The following is an 18,759-nucleotide window of genomic DNA, read 5'->3' as shown; positions in this document are numbered from 1 at the left end:
AGATGAAAAAAGAAAATATACTGAAAGGAGTAGCCTTTATGCTAAGCGTAACGGTTTTAACTTCTTGCCTGAAAAATAAAAATGAACAGCCTGATTTTTCAAGTACTACACCAGTGGTAGAAATTCCGGTAGGTTCGCCAATGGGCGATGGAAGCGTGAACTCCCTGTCCACTTCGCTGGTTCAGAAAGATGCTGCAAGTGATTATGTATTTTATATCAATTACGCAGCCTCCACTACTAAAACAACAGATATTAAAGTTACACTGGCCGTTAATCCGGCAATGATTGACAATTATAATGCAGCCCATGCAGATGCTAAGGTAACCATTGTGCCATCAACGGCTTTCTCTTTGCCTTCTACAATCACTATTCCTGCAGGACAAAGAAGGGTTCAGGTTCCGGTGAAATTTGTCAGTAATTTACTCAGCCCGGATATTACCTATGGTCTCCCTGTAACCATTACCGATGCTTCCGGAGAGGTAATCAGCAAGAACTTTGCTTCGGTAGTGATTAAGGTTGCAGTAAGAAATAAATATGATGGCGTATACAGTTTCAAGGGCTATGTATTTAGAGAAGGTGATCCTGTTTTAACCGGCAATTTCTCAGGACTAAGCAAAGACCTGGTTACCAATGGTGCAAATGCACTGGATTTTAGTCAGGTTTGGTCTAACGGTGGTGGTGTTGCGGGGATAGACGGTTTAAAAATCAATGTTAACCCAACTACCAACAAAGTAACCATGACGAGTGCTAGCAATGCTACCTTACAAAACGATCCAGCTTATGATAACAGGTACGATCCGGCAACCAAAACTTTCTACCTTTCATTTAAATGGGGTACAAGTCCGGCAACGAGGTCGGCAACTGATACCTTAACTTATACCGGATTGAGACCTTAATGATAATCCTTTCTGCATAATGTATTTAGCGCATGTTATTTTTAGCATGCGCTATTTCCTTATCCGGGAAATTGTTTTAAAACTAAAAACCAGATATAAAATGATTAAACAAACCACATTACTGGCGCTATTAACACTTTCAATCAGTGGATTTGCGCAACGATCTTATCAGATTACCATCAACGATCCCGATAGCGCTTCGCATGTTGAAATGAATGGCAAGCTTAAAGCTGCCTTTTTTAAAGTTTATCCAACATTTGCGCAGGCAGATGGTTACAGAACCAAAAGGCATGTAACTTTAGCATTTACAAATGAAGTTCCCGATGTCGCCGGTAAAGCAGGCGAGATTCTGGTGAATAAAAAATGGGCCGAAAATAAATCTCAAAAGAATATAGAAAAGGCACTTTTCGAGGCATTTAAGAAGAACTGGAATACTTATAGTGTAGATAAAAAGAAAGGATATTCCTTAACTTTTATCAGTAAGGATCCCAATCTGGACCCGGCGTTGAGAAAAAAGCTGATCGATACTTATTTTGAAATTTATCCTACCCTGGTAAAAACCTTTAACGATAAATCTACACACGATGTACTTTTCGTAGTAGATACGGCTTATAAAGCTGTTGCAGAAGCCAGTGGAAACAGAATTCTTTTCAGCGCGGGTTATCTGAAGGCACATCCTACAGATATAGATGTAGTTACCCATGAAACCATGCACATTGTGCAGGGATATGGCTACAGCGCCGGGCCCGTTTGGTTAACTGAGGGAATTGCAGATCATGTGCGCTATAAATATGGCGTGGACAATATTGGGTCTAAATGGAGCTTGCCCGCTTACAACGAAAAGCAGAGCTATAAAAATAGTTACCGCATCACAGCGAGGTTTTTCGCCTGGTTAGAAGCGCAGGTAAAACCCGGACTTATCGCTAATTTAGACCGTCAGTTGAGGGCACATCAGTATACCGAACAATCATGGGTAAGCCTAACCGGAAAAACCATCGATCAGCTGTGGGATGACTACAGTAAAAATCCAGTAGTTGAACTGAAATATAGCAGCAAATAATTGGCTATGAGTGCTTTATTGGGCATAAAACAAAAATGTTATGAAAAAAATATCCGATTTACTAAAACGTTTTACATAATTATTTTTATTTTGCAAAAGAATAACCTAACCAAAGCCGGAAAACAAACAATCATGAAAAAAATATTTTTCCTCTCTATTTTGGCCTTGCTTGCCTTAATTCAGTCTAAACCTGCTGCCGCGCAGGAAAAGATCAAAAAAAATGGTTACACATTAACTTTCGAAAGCAATTTTGCTGCTTTAGATCCGAAGTTGAAAAAGCGCTTAATCAAAACTTTTTTTGAAGTCTACCCTAAGCTTGCTAAAGAATATAATCCGGGTACCGATAAAAGCGTAACCTTTTTTGTGGATACCGCGTATAAAGGGGTGGCGGCAACGGCTAACGGAAAGGTAACCTATAGTTCCCTATGGATGGAAAAGCATCCTGAAGATATTGATGTGGTAACCCATGAGGTGATGCATATTGTTCAGGATTATGGCAGAAGTGTTGGGCCAGGATGGTTAACAGAAGGAATTGCTGATTATGCCAGATATAAATTTGGCGTGGATAATGAAGGTGCCAAATGGAGTCTCCCGGCATTGAAACCCGAACATTCTTATAAAAACAGTTACCGCATTACCGCACGTTTTTTCGCCTGGATAGAAAAAAACGTAAAAGCAGGAACAATCAAAGCGGTTGATGAGTCATTAAGAGAACATACATACACTAAAGATATCTGGGCAAAACTAACAGGTAAGGATCTGGATGGACTTTGGGCAGATTATGTTCAGCAACCCAACATTTAAATTAATCCCAAAAAACACATAAACTGAAACACATTAAAATGAAAAAACTTTTTATCGCCTTTTTGAGCTTGGCTGCCTCGACCAGCTTTGCCCAAACCGTGGGTAAGGTTACGGATCCTGTTGATTGGATCAATCCTTTAATGGGCACGCAATCTAAGCCTAGCTTATCTAATGGAAATACTTATCCGGCAGTTGGATTACCTTGGGGGATGAACATGTGGACACCGCAAACAGGTAAGATGGGCGACGGATGGGCCTACGTTTACGATGCTGATAAAATCCGCGGCTTTAAACAAACCCATCAGCCTTCTCCCTGGATGAATGATTATGGCGCATTTGCTATTATGCCTGTTACCGGTAAATTAAAGTTTACGGATGACGAACGCGCAAGTTGGTTTAGCCATAAAGCAGAGGTTTCAAAGCCCTACTATTACAGTGTTTATTTAGCTGATGCAGATGTAACTACAGAAATTACCCCAACAGAAAGAGCAGCACAATTTAGATTTACTTTCCCTAAAACAGATAGTTCTTATGTTGTTGTAGATGCGCAAAATAAAGGATCTTACATAAAAATTATTCCCGCTGAACGCAAGATCATCGGTTATACTACCAAATATGCACGTGGCCCGCTCCCTAAAAACTTCAAAAACTATTTCGTAATTTATTTCAACAAAGATTTTCAGCTGGCGAAAACCTGGAGCGGAAAAGACCTTAAAGAAAAAGAACTGGAGCTGGAAAGCGATCATACAGGAGCTGTTATTGGCTTCAAAACAGCTAAAGGAGAGCAGGTTACTGCAAGGGTAGCTTCTTCATTCATTAGTTTTGAACAAGCAGAATTAAACCTGAAAAGAGAAGTAGGTACCGATGGATTTGATGCTACAAAGGCAAAAGGCAGAGCCATCTGGAACAAAACTTTAAGCCGCATTGCCGTAGAGGGCGGTACTATCGATCAGACCCGTACTTTCTACTCTTGTTTGTACCGTACTTTGTTCTTTCCGAACAAATTATATGAAGTGGATGCACAAAACCAAATTGTACACTGGAGTCCATACAACGGTCAGGTATTGCCTGGTTACATGTTCGCAGGAACTGGTTTCTGGGATACTTTCCGTGCATTATATCCTTTCTTAAACCTCGTTTATCCATCTATTAATAAAGAGATGCAACAAGGCTTAATTAACGATTATAAAGAAGGAGGATGGTTACCAGAATGGAGCAGCCCGGGATATGCCAACATCATGGTAGGCAATAACTCTGCTTCTGTAGTAGCTGATGCCTATATTAAAGGCTTAAGAGGTTATGATATTCAAACCTTATGGGAAGCATTAAAACACGGTGCCAACAACGAAGGCCCGATGGAAGCTGTTGGCCGTGATGGTGTAAAATATTACAATGAATTGGGCTATGTTCCGTTCGATGTGAAAAAGAACGAAAATGCGGCTAAAACACTCGAATATTCTTACGATGACTTTACCATTTATCAATTGGGAAGAGCATTGGGTAAACCTGCTTCAGAGATCGATATCTATAAAAAGAGATCGATGAATTATAAAAATCTCTTCGATCCGGCTTCAGGCCTGATGCGTGGGAAAAATCAGGATGGTACTTTCCAAAGCCCGTTCAGTCCGTTTAAATGGGGTGGTGCCTTTACCGAAGGTAACAGCTGGCATTATACCTGGTCTGTTTTCCAGGATGTTGACGGATTAGCTAAATTAATGGGTGGCCATGAGAAATTTGTCACCAAGTTAGATTCTGTTTTCTCTATGTCTCCGGTATTTGATGAGAGTGCTTATCATGGTGTAATCCATGAGATCAGGGAGATGCAGATTGCCAATATGGGACAGTATGCACATGGTAACCAGCCTATTCAGCACATGATTTACTTATACAATTATGGTGGCGCACCTTACAAAACGCAATATTGGGTAAGAGAAACCATGAACCGCATGTATAAAGCTACGCCAGATGGTTATTGCGGCGATGAGGACAATGGACAAACTTCTGCCTGGTATGTATTTTCAGCAATGGGATTCTATCCGGTAACACCAGCTACAGATCAATATGTATTGGGCGCTCCTTTGTTTAAAAAGGTAACCATTACATTAGAAAATGGTAAAACAGTAAACATTAATGCTGCTGCCAACAGCGATAATAACCGTTATGTTCAATCTTTATTAATGAACGGTAAACCATATTCTAAAAACTGGATTAGCCATAGTGGTCTTCAAAAAGGTGCGGTATTGAACTTTAACATGAGTGCAACACCTAATAAAACCAGAGGGTCTAATCCTGCTGATTTCCCTTATTCTTTATCTACAGAAAAATAAAATTATAGGGGCTGTATTGTAAAATTATCCTTCGACAGGCTCAGGATGACATGGGACAGGCTCAGGATGACACCAGGCGGGCTCAGGATGACACCAGGCGGGCTCAGGATGACACCAGACAGGCTCAGGATGACATCAAGACCAGTTAGGATGATAATCAAATTATGATACAGCCTCTTTTTAATAAAAACTATTAGCCCCTAACTAAGGCTGATCCAGAACCAACCAAATATGAAAATCAACGTCTTAAAGACGGGAGGAACAGCATTATTGCTTTGTTCAACCTTCTTGTCTTTCGGTCAGCGCATTGCGCTTAACGATCTCTCTGCTTTTAAATCACCAGCTGCTTCCTGGACTATAGTAGAGAACGTTTTTGCCGATCTTAATACTGAAAGTACACTTAAAAACCTTAAAGGAACAGGCATTCTGCTTAACCAATCCACTTCCAAAAAACACGGGGCCGATTTGTATACAGCAGCTGAATATGGCGATGTTGCTGTAGAGTTAGATTACCTGACTGCGAAAGGAACCAATTCGGGCATTTATCTGCAAGGCAATTATGAAATCCAGATTGATGATGCCTGGGGATTAAAAAATGCGACTTCAGCAAACAATGGTGGTATTTATGAACGTTGGGACGATGCTAAGCCTGAAGGCGAAAAAGGTTTCGGCGGAATTGCTCCGCGTCAAAATGTAAGTAAGGCCCCTGGCTTGTGGCAGCACATTAAAATTATATTTCAGGCGCCCAAATTTGATGCTGCAGGGAATAAAATTTTGAATGCGAAATTTGTAAGCATTGAATTAAATGGGGTTACCATCCATGAAAATGTAGAACTTTTCGGTGCCACCAGAGGTGCGGCCTCAGCAGAGAAAGCAACCGGGCCGTTACGCTTACAGGGAGACCACGGAACTGTAGCTTTTAAAAACATTCAGATTACCCCTTTAACAGAAATCCCCAAAGCAAACCAGGGTTCTGGAGCTGATCCAATTTACATTGATGCACCAGCCAATACCATGATCCGCAGTTTTGTGGATGTTGTTCGTGGGGTACGCTCTGTACATGCCATTTCGGTAGGTGGGCCAGAAAAATTAGCTTTTAGCTATGATTTAGACAACGGAACATTATTACATGGCTGGCACGGTGGTTTCATTGATGCTACGCCAATGTGGGATGGCCGTGGGAACGGAACATCGCGTCCATTGGGTAGCGTAACCCGCTTTACCCAAAAACCGGTTTTAGCCATTTCTAAATTAACCAACAATCAGGGTGCCTGGATTGCCGATACCACAGGTACAGGTTTTAAACCAAAGGGCTATGTAATGGATAGCCAGGAACGTCCGGAGTTCAAATACGAAATCTACGGAAACAAGGTGACTGATGCAGTTAAGATAATGGAAAATGGAAAAGGATTAACTCGGGATATCATCCTCGAAAAAGGAACTTCGGATCTATATTTTCTATTGGCTCAGGCCGAAAACATCGAAGATTTAGGAAAAGGCATGTACCTCATCGGAGATAAGTCATACTATATTCAACTGGCTGATGGAGTAGCTAAACCCGTTATCAGATCTGTTGATGGCCAAAAACAATTGGTTGCACCTGTTGGAAATAAGTTGAGTTATTCTTTATTATTTTAAAACTGATTGATCATGAAACATACATTTAAAACACTTGCAATGTTGGCATTGAGTTTCAGTTTTACTGCACTTAATGCTCAGGAAACTCCGAAAGAAGAGGATTTCTTTAAAATAAATAAAGTTAGGGTTCCTGAAGGCCCCATTTTAGAGGTGGGTGGTTTAGTTACCCTTCCTAATGGAAGTTTAGGTATTTCTACCCGTAGGGGAGAAGTATATATTGTTGAAAATCCAACCAGCGCCCGCCCTTATTTTAAGAAGTTTGCTTATGGCTTACACGAAATATTGGGCATAGCCTATAAAAATGGTGCTATTTACGTAGCACAACGTGGCGAACTCACCAAATTGGTAGATAAAGATATGGATGGAAAGGCAGACGTTTATGAAACCATTTATGCCTGGCCTTTAAGCGGACATTACCATGAGTATAGTTTTGGGCCGGTGTTAATGCCCGATGGTACATTTATGGTTACCGGAAACGTTGCCTTTGGAGATGAAGAATGGTGGCGGGCTGAAAGCCGCGTTCCGATGAGAGGTTGGGCAATGAACATTACCGAAGATGGTAAAATGAAGCCTTATGCAGCGGGTTTTCGGTCTCCTGCAGGTATCGGATCCATTGATGGTCAATTTTATTTTACCGAAAACCAGGGCGATTGGGTAGGATCCGGAGGAATCTGGAAAGTAAACAGAGGTGATTTTATGGGCCATCCTGCCAGTTTAAGGTGGACAGGCAGATCTGATTCACCTGTAAAACTGCAATCCGATTTCTTTTATTCTAAAATGGATGAACGCCGGATCAAAAATGAGCAAGGACGTTATATAAAGCCAGAAAACAGGGTAAATGAAACTTTCAAAACCTTGTTCGAAATGAAAAAGGATTTTCCTGAACTGCGTTTACCATCAGCCTGGTTACCTTATGGTATTTTGGGAATCTCTTCTTCAGAGCCAATCAAAATTCCTGAAAATACATTTGGTCCATTTGCCGGACAAATTTTGGTAGGCGACCAGGGGATGAGCATCATCTCGAGGGTTTTCTTAGAAACGGTAAAAGGACAAGAACAAGGTGCAGCGTTTATGTTCCGCCAGGGTTTTCGTTCGGGCGTATTAAGAATGGCCTGGGGTACTGACGGATCCTTATTTGTAGGTGAAACCAATCGCGGCTGGGGATCAGCTGGTGATGCGAATGAAGGTTTAGAAAGACTGGTTTACAATAACAAAATGCCTTTCGAAATGAAAACGGTTAAGGCTATGCCTGATGGTTTTGAAGTAGAATTCACCATGCCTGTTGACCGTAAATCTGCTGAGGATTTAGCTTCTTACCATGCAGAGAGCTTTATTTACAAATATCATCCGGTTTATGGTTCCCCTCCTGTAAATACCGAAAAATTGAAAATCGCAGGTGTTAAGGTTTCAGCAGACGGATTAAAAGCAAGAATTATCGTTCAGAATCTGCGTCAGTATTATATTCATACCCTAACCTTAGATGGCATCAGGTCGCAGGACGGGTTTTATTCATTAATTCATCCGGTGGCTTATTATACCTTAAACCAGATTCCTGATGGCTCCAAACTGGCTATGAATGAGGTGAGCACTAAGAATTCTGAAGCTTTGGCGCCAACGCCTGCAAAGAAAGCAACTGTTCCGGCTAAAGCAACCGGAAAAAAGGCAGATGCCAAAGCTATTCCAGCTAAAACAACTGCTGTAAGTGCTAAGGCGCCAACCTACAAAGAAGTAGAGGGCTTACTTACCAAAAATACCTGTTTGGCTTGCCACAATACCACCAAGAAACAGATTGGTCCTCCCTTTGTAGAAATTGCTAAAAGAAACTATAGTGCAGAGAAGATTTTTAAGTTAATCCATAATCCACAGCCACAAAACTGGCCTGGATATTCAACTGAGATGCCTCCAATGCCACAGGTTACCAAGGCCGAAGCCTACAAAATTGCCGCATGGATCAATACCTTAAAATAAGTTAGTTTAGTTTGTTTAAGCGGTTGGTGGAAACGCCGACCGCTTTATTTTTGAATATAGTTGTAAGAAGATGATGAGAATTTTATTGTTAGTAAACGTATTTTTACTAACCTGCTTTGCAGCGAATGCACAGCAAAATGCCCTTTCGGGAAGGATTACAAATAGTAAGCATGAACCGCTGGGACAGGTATCTGTAGAGGTATTAAATACCAACTTAGGCGTTGTGAGCAAAGCCGATGGAACATTTGAGTTTGCAAGAGTACCTGCCGGAAAGCTTAGTCTGAAAGTTACCGCATTGGGCTATGCCATTGCGGTTAAAACGGTAAATACCCAATCGATAGAGATTGTACTGCAAGAAAGTAGTTCGAAATTAGATGAGGTTACAGTGTCTGCCCAGAAAATAGAAGAAAAAGTTCAGTCGATCCCCGCAAGTATTACTGCATTATCAGCAGCAAAGGTGAATGATTATCGACTGGTAAATACCCGCGATTTATCGGCTATTGTACCCAATTTATACAGCAGTAATCCGGGCGATGGCAGAAACGTAACCTCTATCAGGGGTATTGGTACCACCTCTTATGATCCGGCAATTGCTACCTATATTGATGGAGTAAACCAGTTTGGACTCGATACCTACATTGCCTCCTTATTTGATGTGGAACGTATTGAAGTACTCCGTGGCCCGCAAGGAACACTATATGGTCGAAATGCGATGGGTGGTGTAATCAACATCATTACTAAACAACCCAGTAATACCACTACAGGTTTTGCTGGTGTAGATGTAGGTAACTTTGGGCAGCAGCGATACAGTGCAGGTGTTAGAACGGCCTTAGTTAAAGACAAGTTATTTTTCGGTGCTGCGGGATTATTTAATAAGCAGAATGGTTTTTATACCAATCAGTTTAACAATGCTCCTTTTGATAAACTTCAAGGTTTTTTAGGTAATTATTATTTGAAATTTCTGGCCTCATCTAAATTTTCATTAACGCTAAATGTTAAGCATAATGAGAACAGGAACAACGGAACTTTTCCTTTAGCTGGATCGGTTGATGATGCCTTAGCAAATCCTTTTAAACTAAGTCAGAATGCCACAACTGAAATGGTTGATAATTTATTCAATGCATCGTTATCTGCCAATTATACCGGTGAGCATTTTAACTTCAGCTCACAAACGGCTTATCAATCTAATTACCGGTATTACAAACAACCTATTGATGGAGATTTCTCTCCTTTAGATGCGGTAGCCATTGTAAACGATTATGGTAAAGATTGGAATAAGGTAGAAGTGTATACGCAGGAAATCAAATTTAGTTCAGCGGCTGCCAGTACTTCCAGATTAAAATGGTTGGGCGGTTTGTATGGTTTTTACCAAAAGAACCCGGTTAAGCAAGGAACTTATTTCGGTGCTGATGGGGCTATCATGGGCGCAGAGCCATTTACTACTGCTGTAAATATCAATTCAGGTAAAGGCGCAGGTTTAGCCGCATTTGGTCAGCTTTCCTATCAGTTAACAGATCAGTTGACTGCAACTGCCGGATTGCGATATGATTATGAGTATAAACAACTAAGCGCCTCCGGAGAATACCTGATTCCAGGAATGGATCCAATCGTTACCCGGAGCGATACTTCTGCTAAAGCCAATTTTCATGCCATCTCTCCAAAACTGAGTTTAAGTTATATGCTTGCCTCTGGTAATCAAATTTATGCGAGTTATAGTCGCGGTTATCGCGCAGGAGGAATTACCCAATTGGCCTCTGATCCGAGCGTAAAGCCATTGGATGCTTATAAGCCAGAATACAGTAACAACATAGAATTGGGAAGCAAAAATACTTTCTTCGATCAACGATTGATTGTGAATGTTGCCGCTTTCTATATTCAGGTAACAGATGCGCAGATTCCGATTTTAATTTTACCCGATGCTGTTACCACTACGCGTAATGCCGGAAAACTTAGCAGCAAGGGTTTTGATATAGAGCTTTCTGCAAGACCCCTAAAGGGACTGAATGTAGATTATAACTTTGGTTATACCGATGCAAAATACCAATCGCTCAACCTCTCAAAAGGCGGCGCCATGGTTGATTTAAGTGGTAACAAACAGATTTATACCCCGGAAGTAACTTCAATGCTGGCTTTGCAATATGCTTACGAGATTGATACACGTTATAAACTAAATGTTATCGCACGTGGCGAATGGGCATTTACAGGAAATCAATTTTTCGATTTAAGCAATGACATTCAGCAGAAAGGCTATAATGTCTACAATGCCAAAGTAGGTTTCTCAGCCAAAACATTTGATTTGTTTTTTTGGGGAAGAAACCTGAGCAACAAAACCTATGTAGATTATGCTTATGATTTTGGCGCAGCACACCTGGGAAATCCTAAAACTTACGGATTGAGTTTGGTAGGAAGATTTTAGAAAAATAGAAGGAAAAATTTTTGAATAAATGAAAGCCCTGGATAATAACCCCAGGGCTTTTACCTTTTTAGTATAATGGTTTGAATAAGAGCTTGTTTCGACGGAAGTGATGTAGTGAAACTGAGTCGAATGCTGAAGCAATGGGTCTATTGTTTTTTCAATTCAACTCATTTTCAAGCAGATTGGTTACTTGTACATTCTGAGGATTGGTTACCGGTTTTTTGATCTTAGGTTGACGCTACGAGCGGTAAATGGGACTACAATTAATAGGTATTATAAAGTTTGATCAATCAACCATGTTACACATTCAGCAATACGTGTCCCTAGATAATACGGTATGTTAAGCAATAGATAAGGTTTTCCATTTGGAGTTACTGATCTTTCTAATTTGAACTGCCCACCATACACCCGGATAGCATAGGGATGTGAAACTGTATCAACGAACTGATGCAATGACTTCAAACTTCCAGTACTGCCAGATTTTATTTCAATTGGAATGACTAAGTTTTTATAAGGATATAAAAGATCAACCTCTGCACTTGATTGTTTTTTATCTCTTACCCAAAAATTAGGTTTGTGTTCTGAAATTTTTCCTAAAGATATTATCTCTTGTGTAAAGAGGTGAGGTATTACTGCTCCTTTGTAGGCTGAACTCAAATCATCCAGCGCCAGCATCTCGGCTTGTATCCCCAGTGTATAGTTAATCAATCCTGTGTCTAAAAACTGTAATCTGGGCGACTTTTTTAAATCTGGTATGATAGGCACTTCAATATCTGTGGAGGGATAAATCAACCGAATTATTTTAGCATCATCTAAAATCCTAAAAGCTTCACCAACTTCCCTTGATTTATAGTTAGAATTTCCAAATCCCTGAAATGTTATGCGTTTGTCGAGAAACAAATGCGCAGTGTTCATAATATGATTAATTATACGCCTCGAAGTATCATTCAAAGTATATTTCTCCACGTCATTTTTATACGTCCCCCATATGCTTTCATACACCATAGGAAGATCTGAAAGATTTTTTTGTTCCTGATCTATCTTGATAATTTCGGGCATGCCTCCAATAATGGAATAGCGATGAAATGCATCTATTAATAATTGATGTGCAACGGGTTTAATGGGAACCTGATATAGATATTTTACGAGTTCTGCTTTATTATTTGCACGAAGATATTCTTCAAAATTCAGCGGGTGGAGGTATAAAAACTCTACTCTGCCAACGGGAAAACTTTCAACTTTTTGGAGGACAAATTCTAATAATGAACCGGCACTTATAACATGAAGTGCAGGAATTTCTTCATAAAAATACCTCAGAAGCTGTATGGCCTTTGGGCTTTCCTGAATTTCATCAATAAAAAGTAATGTTTTATTAATTTCTGAAGATGGTATCCCATGGCCTAAAAACAAAGCTTCAATAATACTTTGAACATCATCAAAATCTTCAAAATAGCGTCGGTGAGCGGGTTTTTCAAGATTTAACATGATCGTTCTTGAATAGCTTTCAGAAAAACTTTTAATCAAAGTTGTTTTTCCAACCTGGCGAGCACCCCTTATAATGAGCGGCTTTCTTTTCAAGCTTTCTTTCCATTGAAATAGATTAGCTTCTATAGTTCTTTTAAAAGACATAGGGCGTGTTTTGTAACAAAGTCAACCCAAATATCGTCAATTTTTGTAACAAAGTCAGGGGTATTTTTCCTTTTTTTTGTAACAAAGTCAGGGGTGTTTGGTGCTGATTTATACAAAAAATATAGTTGAGTAGGTTGAGAAGAACCATTGATTTAACTTTAATTCCAGACAGAGAAAAAAAGAAATGGGGATTCCACTATTGCAGAATCCCCATCATCTAAATTAACGCTCTCGTATATATAAACGTGATAAAAAGGAAATATTGTGTAGGGGGTAAGATTATTTAATTTTTTCAAGAAAAGCAGAGAAGGTAACTATATGGGTATCCTTAAATGGATTTAAAGCTAAAAGATCATTGTCTCCGGTTAATAGATAATCAGCCTTCCCATCCACAGCTAGCGATAATAAAAAATTATCTTTAAAATCTCTACAAGCATCCTCGTTAGATTTTACCAATACAATCTCAGCGTATTCATCAATAACTTTTAATACTTTTTTAATATTGCTGGAAGAGAAGTATCGCTTAAATTTTGGTCTGCCAACAACAGCTAGAAATTCATCTCTGAGCTCTTCACTAAAAATTAGAATAATTTTACGTGAAAAAAGAACTTCATCAAGTTTAGAGAAATCATTGGTTATGAGAAAGCTAATCCAAAGATTCGTATCAATAATTACGCTTATTTTATCTTTTTTCATAGCGCTTTTTTCGCTCAAGCGCTACCTCAGAACTAATTTCATCAAGGCTAGGGGCTGAATCAGCTTTAGACCGAAGTTTTTCTAAAAGCTTTTCAAAGCTACTTCCCGAATCCTCTTTAATTGCAATTAGTTTTAAATCTGCTAAATCTTTTAAGAGCTTAGCAGCCTTTGGATTTAAGATATCTATTCTAACTGTGTTCATAACCAAATTTACATAAAACATATCAATTTTCTATTTATGAGATGAATATCTTATTTATATTTACTTTATGAAGCCAATCGATAAAAATGAGCAAGATGCTGAAAAATTAGCTGCTGCCCGGGCAGCAGTTGCTTTTATAAAAGACAGAGATTTTGTTGGGTTGGGTACAGGGTCTACTGCTACATTTGCCATCAGGGAAATTGGCGAAATGGTAAAGGGAGGATTAAAGATTAAAGCCGTTGCCAGCTCCATCCGCACGGCCGAGCTTGCTCAATCTTACGGAATAGAAATCGTTGATCTTGGACAGGTAAGTTCATTAGATATCAGCATTGATGGCGCAGATGAATTTACTGAAGACCTTAACCTGATTAAAGGCGGAGGAGGTGCCCTGTTCAGGGAGAAAATTATCGCTTCACTAAGTAAGAACTCCATCATCATAACCGATACCACTAAAAAAGTTAAACAGCTGGGTGCTTTTACCGTTCCAATAGAAGTAATTCCTCTAGCTTATCAATATGTTTTTGATCAGATCGAATCGCTTGGCGGTAAAGCCAGACTGAGAAAAGCTGGTAATAAAAATTTTATCACAGATAATGGCAATTACATCATTGATGCAGATTTTGGTCTGATTGCTGCTCCAGATCAATTGGCTATTGCCCTCAACCAAATTGATGGTTTATTGGCGCACGGATTATTTATCGGTCTCACCCAAAAGGTAATTATGAGCCAGGGAAGCCACATTATCATTTTTGATTAGGTTTTTCACAATCAAAAGGAATTTCACCGGTATTTTATCTGCTCCATAAAACAGGTCAATTTTTTCACCGACCATTTTATTTCATTTACCGACAATTGAAAGTTGTTAAAGGAAAAGCCATTCTCCTGCTTTCCTAATCATGGTACATTTGAATATAAAAACAAACGGTCATGGAAAATCTAATCAAAAAACACCACACAGATAAACAACTTGGTTTAGGCATTGCAATCATTGCAATAGGTTCAATCTTTTTATTAAGAAACAGCGGTTTTGATCTGCCACATTGGTTGTTTAGCTGGCACACAATTCTGTTAGCAATTGGTTTGTGGTTTGGATATCGCAACGATTTCAAAAGCGGAAGCTGGATAGCCATGGTCATAATTGGTGGTATTTTCACCTTGAGGGATATCTCATTATTCGACTTTCATTTATCCAGGATCACTGTTCCGATGCTGTTAATTGGCTGGGGCTTATATTTCATCCTTAAACCAAAGAAGGTACATCATTTCCCTCCATTTGAACAAAAACAAGCTGCAGACTCAGCGTCGTTTCAAAAATAGAAAATTCTTAACCCCATCATAGATTAAAAGGGATGCTTTATTTGAACAAGTATCCCTTTTTCTTTTTGCAATACCCTATAAAAAAAGAAACGGAGACCCCGCCTAAGCAGTGTCCCCGTCATCTAAATTAACGCTCTCGTATATATAAACGATATTTTTCGGCTTTATTGTGTTGGCTATAATTTTTTTTTATTTTTTTTAGGGCAATTGGATTATGCCATTAGCACCGGAACCTCTTTGTGGTATTTATTTCTGTATTCAATGGGTGTTAAACCGGTAATTTTTTTAAAAACATCCCTGAAAGATTTCGTATCTGTATAACCTACATCAAACATAACCTCTGTAATATTTTTGCGGCTAGACTCGAAACTGCGCTTTGCAGCTTCAATTTTAACCCTTTGGATGTATTCGACTACAGTATTTTTAGTGGCCTGTTTAAATCGCCTCTCAAAACTTCTGCGTCCCAGGGCAAGCAAATCTGCCAGTTGATCTACCGTAATTTTTTCCTGATAGTTGAGGTCGATAAATTCCTGCGCTTGTTTAATTTTCTCATCTTCGTGCCCTTTTTGTCCCTGAAACATCATAAAGGCCAGTTGGCTCTCCCGGTCAATGTCGATAGCAAAATATTTGGCGGCTAATATGGCGGTGTCCCGATCGGTATACTTTTCTACCAGGTATAAGAGCAGATTCCAGTAAGAATTAGCGCCACCGCTCGAATAGATTCCCTGGGCATCGGTAATGATACTTCCATCAACCAGTTCCACATCTGGAAACAAGGCCCTGAATTGTGCTGCAAAGAGCCAGTGCGTAGAGCATTTTTTTCCCTTTAACAAGCCAGTAGATGCTAATAAAAAGGCCCCCATGCAAAGCGAAGCCACTTCAGCGCCTTTTGCGTGTTGTTTTACAATCCAGGGTAACATGCCTTTATTCATTTCTAAGGCGTAATCCATGTTTCCGCTTATGGCCGGAACAAAAATAAGATCGGTATGGGCAACATCTTCTAGAAGCTTATCTGTATGAACAGAAAAGAGATTGTTATTCAATCTGATTTCTTTAGTCATCCCCACCAACTCCACTTTAAACAAGGGTAGTTTACCGCTTGCCTGTAAAAATTCATTTACTGCAGTAAAAAGATAGCGTGGATCAGCTATGGCTTCAATTACCGCTGTTTCGGGAACCAAGATAGATACATGTTTCATCTGAACAGATTAAGGTTAGGATGGGGTTAGTCCATCTATACAAATATAGTGTTGTGCTTTGTCGTAAACAACCCCTGCAATTGTCGTTTCTACACAATGGAGATTTTGGTCTTGCCCCGTAATTTTGTTGTAGTAAGTGTACTTCAATAAAAAAACGAATGGCTGTTAGTATAAATACCTACTTAACCTTTAGTGGTAACTGCCGGGAAGCCATGACTTTTTATCATGATTGCCTGGGAGGGGAGTTAAGTTTCCAAACCATAGCCGAATCGCCATTGGCAGAGAATTTGCCCGGCAAAATTGGTGATTGCATATTACACAGTGCATTGGTTAAAGACGGTTTATTAATTATGGGAACCGATCTGGTTGATGAGCAGGGATTGATTAAGGGCAATTCAATTTCTATGATGCTTAATTGCAGCACAGCCGATGAAGTAAGAGATTATTATCAAAAACTTTCAACAGGAGGACAGGCTACACATCCACTTGTAGAGAGTTTTTGGGGTAGCCTGTTTGGTAACCTTACCGATAAATTTGGTAATCATTGGTTGCTGAGCTATGACCGAAAAGGATAAGAGTTGAAAGTTGGGCGGATGGAGTTGAAAGTTGAAAGTGTAAGGTTGAAAGTTGAAAGTGTAAAGTTGAAAGTATAAATCATCCGGGGCGTTCTTGCGAGGCCGGGTAGGTGCAAGCCAAAGCAATCTTAATCCGGGATTTCTTAGCCGGGAATCGTTCATGTCTTTTAAGTGCTTTTTACCTCTTCAAATTCTCTAAAATGTTAAAAAAAGTTAAAACTAATCGTTTAGTTTAAAAATACGCTTCAGAGAATTAAATATTGTTAACTTTGATCAATACACTGTAAACCAATCCTATTTCTAACCTTAATGAAGAAACATTTCCTATTGATTATTGTACTCTTGATGAGTACTTCTGCCTTTTCTCAAAATGTTATTCAATTGTTTAATAGTGCTGGCGATTTCTTTAAGCTGTTGCAAGAAGAGAAATTTACTGAAGCCCATGCACGGTTCGATGATAATATGAAGAGTAAGGTAACAGAAGATAATCTTAAAAAACTGTGGACAGATTTAGGAACAAAATATGGCAAAGCGAATTCGTTCGATGCGGTGCAGAGTAAAGCGCAAGGCGAATTTTTTGCCGTAACTGTAGAGGGAAAATTTGCAAACGGCGATCAGAATTTTCTGCTTGGCTTTGATAAAACCCAAAAGATAGTGGGCTTATTTCTGGTACCAGGAAAAAGTGCTGCTGCTTACGCAAAACCTGTATATGCTGATACCAATTTATATGCAGAAAAATCTGTTTACCTCAATAGTCCCGGGCATCAGCTTGCCGCAATTATAACAAGCCCAAAGAATATTAAGAATTTTCCAGTTGTGGTAATGGTGCATGGCTCAGGTCCGGCCGATATGGATGAAACCGTTGGAGCAAACAAGCCATTTAAAGATTTGGCTACAGGTTTAGCTGCAAAAGGAATAGGCTCTGTTCGCTATGTAAAACGTACCTTGGTTTATGCGCAGGAATTTTATAAATCTTTCAGCGTTAAGGAGGAGGTTTTAGACGATGCCGCCGCTGCAATTGCCTTAGCAAGAACTGTTTCAGGAGCAAACCCAAAACAGATATTTGTATTTGGACATAGCTTGGGGGGGATGTTGGCACCAAAAATTGCTTTGGCAACACCAGATATTGCCGGAATAATACTTGCTGCTGCACCAGCAAGAAAATTAAGTGATATTATAGTAGACCAGAACAAATACATGTTCGAATTGACAAAAGATACTACAACTGCGGGTAAAAAGCAATTAACAGATGCCCTTGCAGAGATAGATAAGAGCCGAATTACCAAATTGAGCCCTACCTTAAAAGGCGATTCGATTATTGTTGGCTTACCTGCGTCTTATTGGATAGATTTAAATAATTATAATCAGGTTAATACGGCTAAAATGCTTAAACAGCGAATTTATATCCTTCAGGGTGGAAATGATTTTCAGGTAAATAAAACAGACTTTGATCTTTGGAATACTGCTTTAGGTAAAAAGAAGAATGTTTTGGTTAAGTTTTACCCCGAACTTAATCATTTGTTAAGTCCGCAGACTGAAAAAGGAACGATGGCGCAATACCAAATTCCCGCTTCCGTGTCCGAAACGTTAATTAATGACCTATCTGCCTGGATAAAAACAAAACAATAAGATACTCTCTATAAATTAACCTCTAAGAGCCTGATTATTCAGGCTTTTTTTATGCCTGTATTTTTAGAAAATAAGTAGCTGGTTAACTATTTTATTGTGCTGCGGATTTCAGTAAAATCTACTATTTCGTTCATGGTAACCGAAAGGGCATCGGCCAGCTGTTTTAAAGCAAAAGCAGAAATACCGGTTCTACCGTTTTCTATTCTGCTCAGGCTTTGAAAATCTTTATTAATGAAACTACTGAGTTGTGCCTGGGTAAGACCTCTTTGCTCTCTTAAAAAAGCGATGCGCTTTCCCAGATTGATTTTAAAAAGGTTTAACTCAGTCATGCTGCAAACTCAAAATATTTTCAAGAAAACAACTAAACATATTTGTTTAGTTTTAAATATTTTATTATGTTTGA

At 39.3% G+C, this 18,759-nt stretch carries 16 protein-coding genes; 11 read left to right on the top strand and 5 right to left on the bottom strand.

Annotation, left to right across the window (positions count from 1 at the left end; genetic code table 11):
• Nucleotides 1-2: 2 nt before the first annotated feature.
• The 7 genes from ACQY77_RS08355 to ACQY77_RS08325 all read left to right on the top strand — a co-directional run bounded on the left by ACQY77_RS08355 (nucleotide 3) and on the right by ACQY77_RS08325 (nucleotide 11,109).
• Complete coding sequence (locus tag ACQY77_RS08355; RefSeq protein ID WP_421938430.1) at nucleotides 3-896, top strand: DUF1735 domain-containing protein; 894 nt, start codon at nucleotides 3-5, stop codon at nucleotides 894-896.
• Between the two features lie 19 nt (nucleotides 897-915).
• Nucleotides 916-1,956: a basic secretory protein-like protein gene (locus ACQY77_RS08350; RefSeq protein WP_421938431.1), complete on the top strand. Its 1,041-nt coding sequence runs from the start codon at nucleotides 916-918 to the stop codon at nucleotides 1,954-1,956.
• A 132-nt stretch (nucleotides 1,957-2,088) separates the two neighbouring features.
• On the top strand, nucleotides 2,089-2,760 hold the full coding sequence (locus tag ACQY77_RS08345; RefSeq protein ID WP_421938432.1) for a basic secretory protein-like protein: 672 nt from the start codon (nucleotides 2,089-2,091) through the stop codon (nucleotides 2,758-2,760).
• A gap of 38 nt (nucleotides 2,761-2,798) precedes the next feature.
• Nucleotides 2,799-5,087, top strand: a complete 2,289-nt coding sequence (locus ACQY77_RS08340; protein WP_421938433.1) for a GH92 family glycosyl hydrolase — start codon at nucleotides 2,799-2,801, stop codon at nucleotides 5,085-5,087.
• Between the two features lie 231 nt (nucleotides 5,088-5,318).
• Nucleotides 5,319-6,725, top strand: a complete 1,407-nt coding sequence (locus ACQY77_RS08335) for a 3-keto-disaccharide hydrolase (protein WP_421938434.1) — start codon at nucleotides 5,319-5,321, stop codon at nucleotides 6,723-6,725.
• A 12-nt stretch (nucleotides 6,726-6,737) separates the two neighbouring features.
• Nucleotides 6,738-8,693, top strand: a complete 1,956-nt coding sequence (locus ACQY77_RS08330; RefSeq protein WP_421938435.1) for a c-type cytochrome — start codon at nucleotides 6,738-6,740, stop codon at nucleotides 8,691-8,693.
• A 70-nt stretch (nucleotides 8,694-8,763) separates the two neighbouring features.
• Nucleotides 8,764-11,109, top strand: coding sequence for a TonB-dependent receptor (locus tag ACQY77_RS08325; protein WP_421938436.1), 2,346 nt, complete (start codon nucleotides 8,764-8,766; stop codon nucleotides 11,107-11,109).
• Between the two features lie 273 nt (nucleotides 11,110-11,382).
• Here the strand turns inward: ACQY77_RS08325 and ACQY77_RS08320 are convergent, their stop codons facing one another.
• The 3 genes from ACQY77_RS08320 to ACQY77_RS08310 form a co-directional block, all read right to left on the bottom strand.
• The gene (locus tag ACQY77_RS08320; protein ID WP_421938437.1) at nucleotides 11,383-12,738 is read right to left on the bottom strand and encodes an ATP-binding protein; all 1,356 of its coding nucleotides are present in this window, start codon (nucleotides 12,736-12,738) and stop codon (nucleotides 11,383-11,385) included.
• Nucleotides 12,739-13,017: 279 nt separating this feature from the next.
• Nucleotides 13,018-13,434, bottom strand: a complete 417-nt coding sequence (locus tag ACQY77_RS08315; RefSeq protein WP_421938438.1) for a putative toxin-antitoxin system toxin component, PIN family — start codon at nucleotides 13,432-13,434, stop codon at nucleotides 13,018-13,020.
• Nucleotides 13,421-13,636: a hypothetical protein gene (locus ACQY77_RS08310; RefSeq protein WP_421938439.1), complete on the bottom strand. Its 216-nt coding sequence runs from the start codon at nucleotides 13,634-13,636 to the stop codon at nucleotides 13,421-13,423. Before ACQY77_RS08310 ends, ACQY77_RS08315 begins: the two co-directional genes overlap by 14 nt.
• A 67-nt stretch (nucleotides 13,637-13,703) precedes the next feature.
• On the opposite strand from ACQY77_RS08310, the gene rpiA reads away from it, so the two are divergent.
• A complete protein-coding gene (gene rpiA / locus ACQY77_RS08305) occupies nucleotides 13,704-14,393 on the top strand; it encodes a ribose-5-phosphate isomerase RpiA (RefSeq protein ID WP_421938440.1) in 690 nt (229 codons plus the stop codon).
• A 170-nt stretch (nucleotides 14,394-14,563) separates the two neighbouring features.
• Entirely contained in the window at nucleotides 14,564-14,953 is a 390-nt protein-coding gene (locus ACQY77_RS08300; RefSeq protein WP_421938441.1) for a LiaF transmembrane domain-containing protein, read from the top strand.
• Nucleotides 14,954-15,165: 212 nt separating this feature from the next.
• On the opposite strand, the gene ACQY77_RS08295 is transcribed toward ACQY77_RS08300, so the two are convergent.
• Complete coding sequence (locus ACQY77_RS08295; RefSeq protein WP_421938442.1) at nucleotides 15,166-16,152, bottom strand: GlxA family transcriptional regulator; 987 nt, start codon at nucleotides 16,150-16,152, stop codon at nucleotides 15,166-15,168.
• A 158-nt stretch (nucleotides 16,153-16,310) separates the two neighbouring features.
• On the opposite strand from ACQY77_RS08295, the gene ACQY77_RS08290 reads away from it, so the two are divergent.
• Nucleotides 16,311-16,727 (top strand): VOC family protein, encoded by a 417-nt coding sequence (locus ACQY77_RS08290; RefSeq protein WP_421938443.1) that lies wholly within the window; start codon nucleotides 16,311-16,313, stop codon nucleotides 16,725-16,727.
• 309 nt (nucleotides 16,728-17,036) lie between these two features.
• Complete coding sequence (locus ACQY77_RS08285) at nucleotides 17,037-18,356, top strand: DUF3887 domain-containing protein (RefSeq protein WP_421938444.1); 1,320 nt, start codon at nucleotides 17,037-17,039, stop codon at nucleotides 18,354-18,356.
• 86 nt (nucleotides 18,357-18,442) lie between these two features.
• Here ACQY77_RS08285 and ACQY77_RS08280 read toward each other — a convergent pair whose 3' ends face one another.
• On the bottom strand, nucleotides 18,443-18,685 hold the full coding sequence (locus tag ACQY77_RS08280; protein WP_421938445.1) for a helix-turn-helix domain-containing protein: 243 nt from the start codon (nucleotides 18,683-18,685) through the stop codon (nucleotides 18,443-18,445).
• Between the last annotated feature and the right edge of the window lie 74 nt (nucleotides 18,686-18,759).

The organism is Pedobacter sp. (assembly GCF_965279535.1).
GTDB lineage: Bacteria > Bacteroidota > Bacteroidia > Sphingobacteriales > Sphingobacteriaceae > Pedobacter.
Note: the sequence above shows the minus strand (reverse complement) of the source record. Positions and strands in the feature narration are given on the sequence as shown.